We start from the raw sequence: 11225 nt of genomic DNA on the forward strand, positions 1-11225 counted from the left end.
ATGGACGAACAGCTCTTTCGCCTCTCCCCCGCAGGAGCGCCGCGCGCCACCGTCCTTTTCGTGCCCCCGCTGTTCGAGGAAGCGAACCGCACGCGGCGCACGCTGGTGCTCGCGATGCGCGCGCTCGCGGCGCAAGGGTTCGCCGCGCTGCTGCCCGACCTGCCGGGGCAAAATGAGAGCCTCGTTCCGCTCATAGAGGCCGATCTCGAGCGCTGGCGAAGCGCCCTCGCCGAGATCGCACGCGATGTCGATGGTCCGCTGATCGTCGCCTCGCTGCGCGGCGGTTGCCTGATCGATCACGGCGCCGCGGCCGATGCATGGTGGCGCCTCGCTCCGGCAAGCGGCGCCTCGCTGCTCCGCACGCTGCTGCGCGCCCGCATGTCGGCCGACCGCGAGGCGGGAATCGCCTCGTCGATCGAGGGTTTGCAGGCGGCGGCGGCGAGCGAAGCCCTGCTGCTCGCGGGCAACCGCCTGTCGCCCGCGATGGTTGCCCAGCTTGGCGCGGCCGAAGTGCAGGCGGTCGAGCCTTTGCGCACCGTTACGCCCGGCGGCGGCGAGGGGCAGATCGCCGGCACCCCGCTGTGGCTGCGCGCCGAGCCCCGCGAGGACGCCGTGATGGCGCGCGCGATCGCCGCCGATCTCGCCCTGTGGAGCCGGTCATGCGGCGTCATCTGAGCTTTGCCTGCGAAGGCGCCGCGCTCGCGGCGACGCTCGATGACGCGCCAGGCACGACGGGGCTCCTCATCGTCTCGGGCGGCAACGAGATTCGCAGCGGCGCACACCGCAGCATGGCGATGCTCGCGCAGCGGATCGCGGCGGCGGGCCATCCGGTCTTCCGCTTCGACCGTCGCGGCATCGGCGACAGCGAGGGCGAGAATCGCGGCTTCGAGGCAAGCGGCCCCGACATCGCCGCCGCGATCGCCGCCTTTCGCGCGGCGGCGCCACAGCTGACGCGCATCGTCGCTTTCGGCAATTGCGACGCCGCGAGCGCGCTCTTGCTCCACCAGCCGCTCCCGCTCGACGCGCTGGTCCTCGCCAACCCCTGGACCTATGAGGGCGACGAACAAGACGCCGACGAACCCGCCCTGCCCCCGGCCGCCGCGATCCGCGCGCGCTATTGGTCGCGGCTCAAGGATCCCGCCAGCCTGCTGCGGTTGCTGCGGGGCGACGTGAACATCCGGAAACTCGCGCAGGGCCTCTCGGCGCTCGGCAAGCGCAGGACGCCCCTCGCGGTCGAGAGTCTGGCCGCGCGGCTCAACGCCGCGATGGCGTCGCTGTCACTCCCCGCGACCATCCTGCTCGCGACCGGCGACCGGACCGCGCAGGCCTTTGCGGAGGCCTGCCACTGCGGCACGATCCCGGTCGAACGGCTTGCAAGCCCCTCGCACAGCTTCGCGGGCGACGATGCGGACTGGCTGGCCATGCAGATCGTTAAAAGGCTGAGATAGCCACCGGACGGGCCATCGGCGGCTTTGGGTGGAGAGCGGCTATTGAGGGGCAGGTCGCCCCGCGAAGGCAGTTCCCCGCCCGAAACCCGCCGGTCAATAGCCCATCAGGCTCAGCACTTCCTTGCGGCTGCGCTCGTCGTCGAGGAAGCAGCCGAGCAGGCGGCTGGTCACCATGCCGACGCCGGGGGTGCGGACGCCGCGGCCGGTCATGCAGCCGTGCTGCGCGTCGATCACCACCGCGACGCCCTGCGGCTGGAGATTGTCCCAGATGCACCGTGCAACCTCGGCGGTCAGCCGTTCCTGCACCTGCAACCTGCGCGCATAGCCGTTCAGGACGCGCGCCAGCTTCGAAATGCCGACGACGCGATCCTTGGGCAGATAGGCGATCGACGCCTTGCCCGTGATCGGCGCCATATGATGTTCGCAATGCGACTGGAACGGGATGTCGCGCAGCAGCACGATCTCGTCATAGCCGCCGACCTCCTCGAAGGTGCGCGACAGATGCACCGAGGGATCTTCGGAATAGCCCTGGCAATATTCCTTCCACGCCCGCGCGACGCGTTTCGGCGTATCGCGCAGTCCTTCGCGCGCGGGGTCGTCGCCGGCCCATTCGATCAGCGTCCGGACCGCGTCGGCGACGTGCGCGGGCACGACGAGCTTGCCGTCCGCGTCGTAGCGATCGTCCACCAGATCGCCGTCCCCCGGCGTGCCTTCTGCCTGCGTCATATCCCCGCTTTCACTGTTGCCATCATGCCGCACATTTCGGGCACGCGAGGGCGATGCGCAACCCTCGGCCGGCAAGAAAATCAATGCCCGGGCCAAGTTGACGTTGCGGAATCGGACCTTTTTTATCCCTAGGAGTTGCGCGACTTTCGCAGCCTTAGCTTTCGAAACAAGTGACTTGACGCTTTCGTCAACTCGGCGCAACTTTAGCCCTTACAGAGCTCGCCGAAGCGGGCCGTAATCCGGAGAGGCCGGCGTATTCCCCGACGCCGGTGGGAGAGGACGATGACCAGCACCGCTGGCGAGAGGGATTACCCGTGGCGCTCGGCCGACCAGGCCCGGTGCCCTTTGCCATGTCTGGTCGAAGCCCCTCCCCTGACCACAAATTGATCATTTGGGCGGCCGCGCATTCGCGGGGCTGAAAAAGGGAGGCATAAATGAAGTTCAACGCATTGATCGGTTCGTCGATTCTGGCGGTGGCGGTGGCGACGCCGGCTTTCGCGCAGGACGAGGGCGCCCCGCAACGGGATGCCTTCGGCGGCGAGATCGTCGTCACCGCGCAGCGCCAGTCGGAACGGCTTCAGGACGTGCCGATCGCGGTCAGCGCCTTTTCGTCCGAAGCGCTCGAGGCGCAGCAGATCAAGACCCCGTCCGACCTGCAGCTGACCCTGCCGAACGTCACCTTCACCAAGACCAACTTCACCGGCGCGAGCTTCACGATCCGCGGTATCGGCGACCTGTGCGTCGGCACGACCTGCGACAGCGCGACCGCGATCCACCTGAACGGCGACCCGCTGTTTTCGACCCGTCTGTTCGAGACCGAATTCTTCGACCTGGAGCGCGTCGAAGTGCTGCGCGGGCCGCAGGGCACGCTGTTCGGCCGCAACGCGACCTCGGGCGTGGTCAACGTCATCACCGCCAAACCCAAGCTCGGCGCCTTCGAGGCCGCAGCCGAGGGTGAATATGGCAATTATGATTCGATCAAGGGCAAGGCGATGGTCAACATCCCCCTTGGCGAAAATGCGGGCATCCGCGTCGCGGGCATCTACCTCAACCGCGACGGCTATACCAAGAATACCTTCCTCAACACCCGCATCGACGACCGCGATCTCTATTCGGTCCGCGGATCGTTCCGGTGGGAACCCACACCCGATACCACGATCGACCTCATGGGCTCCTATTTCCGGGAAAAGGATCGGCGCACGCGTATCCAGAAGCAGCTGTGCCAGCGCGACCCGACCGGCATCCTCGGCTGTCTCAACACGCGGCTCGACAGCTCGCCGTTCAACGGCAACGCGACCTTCACCGCGGCGCTGACGTCGCAGGAGTTCCTTGCCACCCAAGGTATCCCCGCGGTCTTCGCGCTCGGCAGCCTCTATGGACCCGACGTCTATGCAAACACCACGGTGCCCAGCGATCCGCGCACGGTGAACACGGCCTATACGCCGAGCTATTTCACCAGCGAGCTGATCCTGCAGGGTCAGATCGACCATAATTTCGGACCGGTTTCGCTGCAGGTTTCGGGCCAGTATCAGAAGGTCAAGCTCGACGCGTCGCAGGACTATAACAGCAATGTCGGCGACCGGTCGCTCTATGCCGGCGGGCTCACGACCTTGCAGGCAGCAGCGAATGGGGCGTTTGGCCCAGGGCTCCAAGCCTATTTCGCTCCCATTGCCGCGGCAATCATTCCGGACGGTCCCGATGGCGTGCTGTGCACGTCGCTGGCCGAGGAAACCGGCACCGGCTCTTTCGGCGGCAACAGCATCTGTAGCGACCAGTCGCTCCAGTTCGACCGGTCGAACCAGTATAACAGCAGCTGGTCGACCGAAGCGATCCTGACCAGCGATCTCGACGGGCCGTTCAACTTCCTGCTCGGCGGCATCTATGCCGATTATCACCTGACCGAGAACAGCTATTATGTGAACGCCTTTCCGATCGACTATCTGACAGGCGTCCTCGGCGCGTTCACCGCAGCAGGCAACGGCCTTCCGCCGTCGTTCCTCGGCACGCCGTTCTTCCGCAACAACACCGACGATCTGAAGATCAAGTCATACGGTATTTTCGGCGAAGCCTATTACGAGTTCGACGACCGGGTGAAGCTGACGTTGGGCTTGCGATACAACAATGACAAGAAGTCCGTTGTCGCACGGTCGACGCTGGCCAGTTTCCTGGTCCCGATCGGCCAGACGGGTTCGGCGTTCGATTCACCTACGGCAGCGGGTTTCGACGCCGATCCGGCGACGGTTTGCCCGACACCGGGAAGCGCGATCGTCGGCGGCATCGGATCGGTTGCCGGGTGCGAAGCCTTTCAGGAGCGCAGCGTCAAGTTCAACAAGCTGACCGGTCGCGCCGTGCTCGACTTCAAGATCACGCCCGACAATCTGATCTATGCATCCTATTCGCGCGGCTATAAGTCGGGTGGCATCAATCCGCCGCTCCAGCCGATCTTCGAAGTGCCCGAATCCTTCCGCCCCGAGCAGGTCGATGCCTTCGAAATCGGGTCGAAGAATGCTTTCGACAACGGCAGGTTGCAGCTCAACCTCACAGCCTTCTACTACAAATACAAGGATTTGCAGCTCAGCAAGATCGTGGCCCGCACCGCGGTCAACGACAACGTCGATGCTGATATTTATGGTCTTGAGATCGAAGGCGTCGTGCATCCCGATCCCGACTGGCTGATCAACCTCGGCTTCAGCTATCTGCACACCAAGGTCACGTCGGACAAGTTCACCAGCAACCCGCGTGATTTCGGCGGCGGACGGTCCGACGCGGTGATCATCAAGGACATCACCAACGCCGCCAACTGCGCCGTCGCGCCGGGCACGGCCGGCAATGCGGCGGGCAGCAACGGTTTCGTTAATTTCGTCAACAGCGAGATCAACGCGGGCAATGTTCCGGGTCTCGCCGGCGGAGCCGGGTTGCAGCCGACAACCAGCTTCCCGGCCGACGGCGGTATTGCTTCGACCGGCGCGTTCAGCATTTGCCAGGTGCTACAGGGCTATGCGGATGCAGCGGGCGCCCTCTTCGATCCGAACGGGATCGAAGTCTATTCGGCGGGTATTCCGGTCAATCTGAAGGGCAACAAGTTGCCGCAGGCGCCGAACTACAAGTTCAGCGCGGGCGTGCAATATACCGCGCATCTGGGCGGCGACATGACGCTCGTCCCGCGCTTCGACCTGGCCTACACCGGCGACAGCTATGGCAGCATCTTCAATGGCAGCGTCAACAAGATCGAGGGCTATGCGCAGGTCAACGCCCAGCTGCAGCTGAACGGCGCCGACGACAAATGGTTCGTGAAGGGGTTCATCCAGAACATCTTCGATTCGAACAGCGTCACCGGCCTTTACATCACCGACCAGTCGTCGGGCAATTATACCAATATCTTCACGCTCGAACCGCGCCGCTATGGCATCGCGGCCGGCGTGCGCTTCTGACGACAGCGGCATAGCGCCAAACAAAAACCCCGGTCTCTCGATCGAGAGGCCGGGGCTTTCTTTTGCCCGGGCGCAGGTGGCTGCTCCGCCGGCGATCCGGGTGCTCCCGCGAAGGCGGGAGCCCATCTCCGGCCGGTGCCATTCTGACACGGCAGGTGATGGGTCCCCGCCTTCGCGGGGACACAAGTCTTCAAAAGCCAGCGCGTTATCGTCCCGCGCGCTCGGATCAGAATTTGAAGCGGCCGGTCACGCCATAGGTGCGCGGCTGGCTGGGGTAGCCCGAGACGCTGCCCGACTGCGCGACGGCGGGAAAGATCGTCGTCAGATAGTGCGCGTTGGTGAGGTTGCGGCCCCACACGCCGAGCTCGAGGCCGTTGTTCAAGGCAAAGGTGAACGACGCGTTGAGCTGGTTCACTTCGCGCTTGAACTGGTCAGAGAAGCCGTCGGGGAAGCCCTGCAACCCGTCAACGAGGCGCGTCGGGCTTTCATAGAGATAGTCGACGTGGAAGATCGCGCGATTGCCGCCGTCGAACTCGTGCGTATAGGTCGCGCCCATCGCGGCCGACAGCTCGGGGATCGTCGAGGGCTGGGTGCCCGAAATATCGCCGAACGACGAGTTGGTGAAGCTGTCGTATTTCGGGTCGAGCCACGTCACCGCGAGCGTCAGGTTGAGCCCGCGAACCGGCCGCACCGATCCGTCGAACTCGACGCCCCAGGTCGACTGCTTTTCCGCGTTCACCAGCTCGAAGCCGGTGCCGTTGAAGACATTCGACTGGAATCCCTTGATCGACTGTTTGAACACCGCGACGTTCGCGGCGGCGACCGACCACTGACCCTTCAGGCCGATTTCATAGACTTCGGATTCCTCCGGCCCCGCAAAGCGCGAACCCGCGGCGAGGTTCGGTGTCGTCAGGCCCGCGGCGTCGATCGCCGGCAGGTCGGATGCGAGCGGGCGGCTGTCGCGCGACAGGTTGATCGAGCTTGCCTTGAAGCCCGTCGCATAGGTCGCATAGACGTTGACCGTATCGGTCAGCTCGTAGGCGAGGCGCGCGCTCCATGCGAGGTCGTTGTCATGCGTCTTGCCCGGTTCCACCGCGTTCGGAACGTTGAGGAACGGCGGCAGGAACTGGAACGCCTTGAGGCCTGCGAGCGGGTTGGCGCTGCTGCCGTCGGGCAGGACGATCGTCGGGTTCGCCGCGAGATAGGCGGCGGTCGCCGGATCGACGCCCCCGCCGATCAGCAGCGCCTCACGGAACGGCGTATAGGCCGGCGAATCGAGATCGACCGCCGAGAAAGTGTCGGTGCTCACCACGTCGGTCGAGAAACGCTTGCGGTCCTGCGTATAGTTGGCGCCCGCGGTGAAGGTCAGACGGTCGGTGATTTCGAAATCGACGGTGCCGAAGATCGACCAGCTCGTATTCTTGAGCTTGTACGCCTCGTCCATTCCGTCGCCGGCGCGGAAGAAGGTGCCCAGATATTTGGCCGGATCGCCTTCGAGCGTGCCGAGCGTTCCTTCGAGCGTCGCGACATCGAGCGCGCCGCCGCTCGCCGCCTGGATCAGCGCATTGCCATAGGGGCGGAAGTCGTCGCCGAAGAAAAGCTGGTTCTTCTGGTCGATCTTTTCGTTGAAATAATAGCCGCCGACGAGGAAGTTGACCGGTCCGTCGAAATCGGACGCCAGACGAACTTCCTGCGTGAAGGTGTCGATGGCGACGTCGGCGGACTTGCGGCCGATCAGGTCGGCGGCGGTGAAGTCCGAATCCTGGTTCGCGAACGAACGCACTTCGCGATAGGCGGTGATCGAGGTCAACGCCATATTGCCGAGATCATAGTCGATCTGCGCCGAACCGCCATAATTCTCGATCCGGTTCTCCGACAGGAAATTGTTGTACACGTCATAGGAGAAGGGATTTTCGCGATCGACGCTCGGCCCGCCGACGATGAAGTCGGTGATGTCGACCGTCGGCCCCGCGACGACATTGCCGGCGATGCAGCAATTTTCGTCGATCTTGTCATAGTCGCCGATCAGTCGGATCGACAGCGCGTCGCTCGGTTCGAAGAGCAGCTGCCCGCGCACGCCCCAGCGGTTGCGGTCGTTGACGTCGGTGTCGAGGTAGAGGTCGCGCGCATAGCCGTCGTTGCGGTTGAAATTGCCGCCGAGCGAGAAGGCGATCGTGTCGCTGATCGGGCCGGTGATGTCGCCCTTGACGACGACCGCGTCATAATTGCCGTAGCTCGCCTCGATCGAGCCGCCGAAGTCGAACTGCGGCTTTTGCGTGATGATGCTGATGACGCCCGCCGATGCATTCTTGCCGAACAGGGTCGACTGCGGCCCGCGCAGCACCTCGATGCGCTCGACATTGGGCAGGTCGCCGATCTGGGCGGCCGAGCGCGAACGATAGACGCCGTCGATGAACACACCGACCGACGGCTCGATGCCGGCATTGTTCGCGCCGTTGCCGAAGCCGCGGATGACGAAATTGGTGTTGGCGCTCGACTGGAGCTGGCTGACGCGCAGGCTGGGCACCGACGATTGCAGGTCGATCAGATCGCGAATCGCCGAATTTTCAAGGTCCGCGGCCGTGGCTACCGACACCGCGACGGGCGTATCCTGCAGCGTCTGCGAGCGCTTCGAGGCGGTGACGATGATCTCGCCGCCATAATTATCTGCGGGTGCCGCCGCATCGTCGGCGGGCGCGCTGTCCTGGGCAAAGGCGTAGGCGGGGGCGGTTACGGCGCACAGCATCGTGGCGCCCAACAAAATGTTGCGCAAGGTCATCATCTCTCTCCATCCCGGGGAGCCGGCCCTATGGCCTGAGGAGGGGATACTCCGCCGGTAGCGGGCCGATGTAACGAGGCCGCCGGGGGCGTCAACGAAGACGCTGAGCAAGCTCAGCTTTTTCTTGAGGCAAGTGGCCTATTGGCAACAGTCCACCGATGCGGCGGCACGCCCTGGACCGTGGCGGCCGCCGAAATCGCGCGGAAACTCGGTAGAACGCAGGAAACCAACGGTCTGGCTCGCGCGATAATTGACGCCGGGGGCGCCAGCCAACATGCCCGGGCGAGGCCTCCCCCCGCCCACGCCAGTTGAAAGCCCGAACCCCTTCCATGAGTTTTTTCGACCGTTTCGCGTCCAGCGCGCACGACATCGCCATCGACCTCGGCACCGTGAACACCGTCATCTATGTCCGCGGCAAGGGGATCGTGCTCAACGAGCCGTCGGTGATCGCGCTCGAAACGCGCGACGGGGTGCGGCACGTCAAGGTGGTCGGTAACGACGCCAAGCTGATGATGGGCAAGACGCCCGCGAATATCCAGGCGCTGCGCCCCTTGCGCGACGGGGTGATCGCCGACATCGAGATCGCCGAGCAGATGCTCAAGCATTTCATCGAGAAAGCGCTCGGCGGGTCGAGCCGTCTCAGGCGCCGCAGCAATGTCGTCGTCTGCGTCCCGTCGAGTTCGACGATGGTCGAGCGCCGCGCGATCCGCGACGCCGCCTCGAACGCCGGCGCGCTCGGCGTGCAACTGATCGAGGAACCGCTCGCCGCCGCGATCGGCGCCGGCCTGCCGGTCACCGAGCCGCGCGGCGCGATGGTGATCGACATCGGCGGCGGCACGACCGAAGTCGCGGTGCTGTCGCTCGGCGGCGTTGCCTATTCGGGGTCGATCCGCATCGGCGGCGACAAGATGGACGACCAGATCGTCTCGCACATCCGCCGCAAGCACAATATGATGATCGGCGAAATGACCGCCGAACGCGTCAAGCTCGCGATCGGCTGCGCCGTGGCGCCGCAGGGCAAGGGCATCGTGATGACCGTCAAGGGCCGCGACCTCGTCAACGGCCGCCCGTCGGAGGTCGAGGTGACCGAAGCCGAGATCGCCGACGCGCTCGCCGAGCCGGTCGGGCAGATCATCGGCGCGGTGCGTCAGGCGCTCGAGCAGACGCCCCCCGAGCTTGCGGCCGACATCATCGACGAGGGCATCACCCTGACCGGCGGCGGCGCGCTGCTGCGCCGCATGGACCAGGCGATCGCCGAGGCGACGGGCCTGTCGGTGCGCGTCGCCGAGGACGCGCTGATCTGCGTCGCGATGGGCGCGGGCATGGCGTTCGAGGACCGCGTCTATCGCGGCGTCCTTCTCGCCGCCTGACAAGCCTCAGCCCTCGCGCAGCACGAAGGGGATTTCGACCAGTCCCCTGACGCGCACCGCCTGACCGCCGCGGATCGTCGGCGCCCAGCGCCACTTGCTCACCGCGCGCAGCGCCGCGTCGTCAAGGCGGTCGAAGCCGCTGCTCCGCGCGATCGAAATCGTCTCCACCGTGCCATCGAGGTCGAGCGTCAGCGCGAGCACGACCGTCCCCTGCTCGCGGTGGCGCCGGCTTTCGCGCGGATAGCGCGGCGGCGCGCCCGACAGCATCCGCGTGCCGAGATCGTCGGCCTGAACCGTAGCGGGCGGCGCGGGCGGCGCAGGGGGAGCGGGCGGGACCGCCACCGCGACAGGCGGCGGCGGCGCGGAATCGGGCGGCGCGAGCAAAGCGGGCTTACCGTTGGGCAGCGCGACCAGCGGGCGCGGCGCGGTGACGGGCGCCGCAGGCTGCGGCACCGCTTTGGCGGGCGGGGTCGGCGGCGGCGCGGGGGGCGGCGCGACCGACAGGTTGACGACCGTGAGCTCGGCCGCCGCGGCCTGCTTGTGCCGATAGCCCGCCTGCGCCAGCACCGCGAGAAACAGCCCCGACAGGAGCAGAGTGAGCGCCGCGGCGGGCAGACTGGGCCGGCGATCCTCGCCATAGCGGCCGATCGGCATGGCGGCCGCGGGCCGGACGAAGCTGCGCGGCTCCGTCACCTCCGCCGCCGGGCACCTCGCCGCTTCGTCAGGTCTCCGACCAGCGGCGGAGGAGATTGTGATAGACGCAGGTAAGTTGGAGGACAGCATCGTCGTCGGCCCCGTCTTGGGTGAGTTTCTGGATTGCAGTGTCGAGTTCGAACAGCATCCGCCGCAGCTCGGCGTCGCGCACGAGGCTCTGTATCCAGAAAAAGGAGGCGAGCCGTGCGCCACGGGTCACCGGCTCGACGCGGTGGAGGCTGCTGGCGGGATAGAGGATCGCGTCGCCCGCGGGCAGCGCGACCGCATGTTCGCCATAGGTGTCGCTGACGATCAGCCGCCCACCCTCGTAAGCGTCGGGGTCGTTGAGGAAGAGCGTGCAGGAAAGGTCCGAGCGCAGATGCTCACCGTCCGCCAGATGCATCACCGCGCCATCGACGTGAAAACCATATTCGCCGCCGCCCGCGTAACGGTTGAAGCGCGGCGGCAAGATCCTGCTCGGCAGGGCCGCGGCAAAGAACATCGGGTTGCGCTTCAGCGCCGCGAGGACCGCGGCGCCGAGTTCGGCCTTCACGGGCGAAGCGTCGGGCAATTGTTCGTTGCGCTTGACCTTCGCCCCCTGCGCCCCGACCGTCTCGCGCCCGTCGGTCCAGTCGGCGGCGTCGAGGCGGCGGCGGAATTCGGCCGCCTCTTCGGCGGTCAGGACGTTCGGAATGTGCAGCAACATGCCGGTGTTCCCATCATCTCCAAATGGCGAAGGCGGGAGGCACGCCCCCCGCCCGGCCCCGGTGCCGCTGTG

Annotated in this window: 8 protein-coding genes; 4 read left to right on the forward strand and 4 right to left on the reverse strand. The window is 65.9% G+C overall.

The window, feature by feature from the left end:
• Entirely contained in the window at positions 1-675 is a 675-nt protein-coding gene (locus KNJ79_RS14135; protein WP_317151566.1) for an alpha/beta hydrolase family protein, read from the forward strand.
• Positions 660-1448 (forward strand): hydrolase 1, exosortase A system-associated, encoded by a 789-nt coding sequence (locus KNJ79_RS14140; RefSeq protein WP_317151567.1) that lies wholly within the window; start codon positions 660-662, stop codon positions 1446-1448. The genes KNJ79_RS14135 and KNJ79_RS14140 overlap by 16 nt, the downstream gene beginning before the upstream one ends.
• 93 nt (positions 1449-1541) lie before the next feature.
• Here KNJ79_RS14140 and folE read toward each other — a convergent pair whose 3' ends face one another.
• A complete protein-coding gene (gene folE / locus KNJ79_RS14145) occupies positions 1542-2174 on the reverse strand; it encodes a GTP cyclohydrolase I FolE (RefSeq protein ID WP_317151568.1) in 633 nt (210 codons plus the stop codon).
• A 434-nt stretch (positions 2175-2608) separates the two neighbouring features.
• On the opposite strand from folE, the gene KNJ79_RS14150 reads away from it, so the two are divergent.
• Positions 2609-5605, forward strand: a complete 2997-nt coding sequence (locus tag KNJ79_RS14150; protein WP_317151569.1) for a TonB-dependent receptor — start codon at positions 2609-2611, stop codon at positions 5603-5605.
• A 226-nt stretch (positions 5606-5831) separates the two neighbouring features.
• Here KNJ79_RS14150 and KNJ79_RS14155 read toward each other — a convergent pair whose 3' ends face one another.
• Entirely contained in the window at positions 5832-8387 is a 2556-nt protein-coding gene (locus KNJ79_RS14155) for a TonB-dependent receptor (RefSeq protein WP_317151570.1), read from the reverse strand.
• A 326-nt stretch (positions 8388-8713) separates the two neighbouring features.
• Here KNJ79_RS14155 and KNJ79_RS14160 point away from each other — a divergent pair, with 326 nt between their 5' ends.
• On the forward strand, positions 8714-9754 hold the full coding sequence (locus tag KNJ79_RS14160) for a rod shape-determining protein (RefSeq protein WP_317151571.1): 1041 nt from the start codon (positions 8714-8716) through the stop codon (positions 9752-9754).
• Positions 9755-9760: 6 nt separating this feature from the next.
• Here KNJ79_RS14160 and KNJ79_RS14165 read toward each other — a convergent pair whose 3' ends face one another.
• Positions 9761-10447 carry an energy transducer TonB gene (locus tag KNJ79_RS14165; RefSeq protein ID WP_317151572.1) on the reverse strand — a complete coding sequence of 229 codons (687 nt, stop codon included), beginning with the start codon at positions 10445-10447 and terminating at the stop codon, positions 9761-9763.
• Positions 10448-10475: 28 nt separating this feature from the next.
• Positions 10476-11153 carry a Fe2+-dependent dioxygenase gene (locus tag KNJ79_RS14170; RefSeq protein ID WP_089214917.1) on the reverse strand — a complete coding sequence of 226 codons (678 nt, stop codon included), beginning with the start codon at positions 11151-11153 and terminating at the stop codon, positions 10476-10478.
• Positions 11154-11225: the final 72 nt, after the last annotated feature.

It is taken from the genome of Sphingopyxis indica (assembly GCF_032879645.1).
Classification (GTDB): Bacteria; Pseudomonadota; Alphaproteobacteria; order Sphingomonadales; family Sphingomonadaceae; genus Sphingopyxis; species Sphingopyxis indica.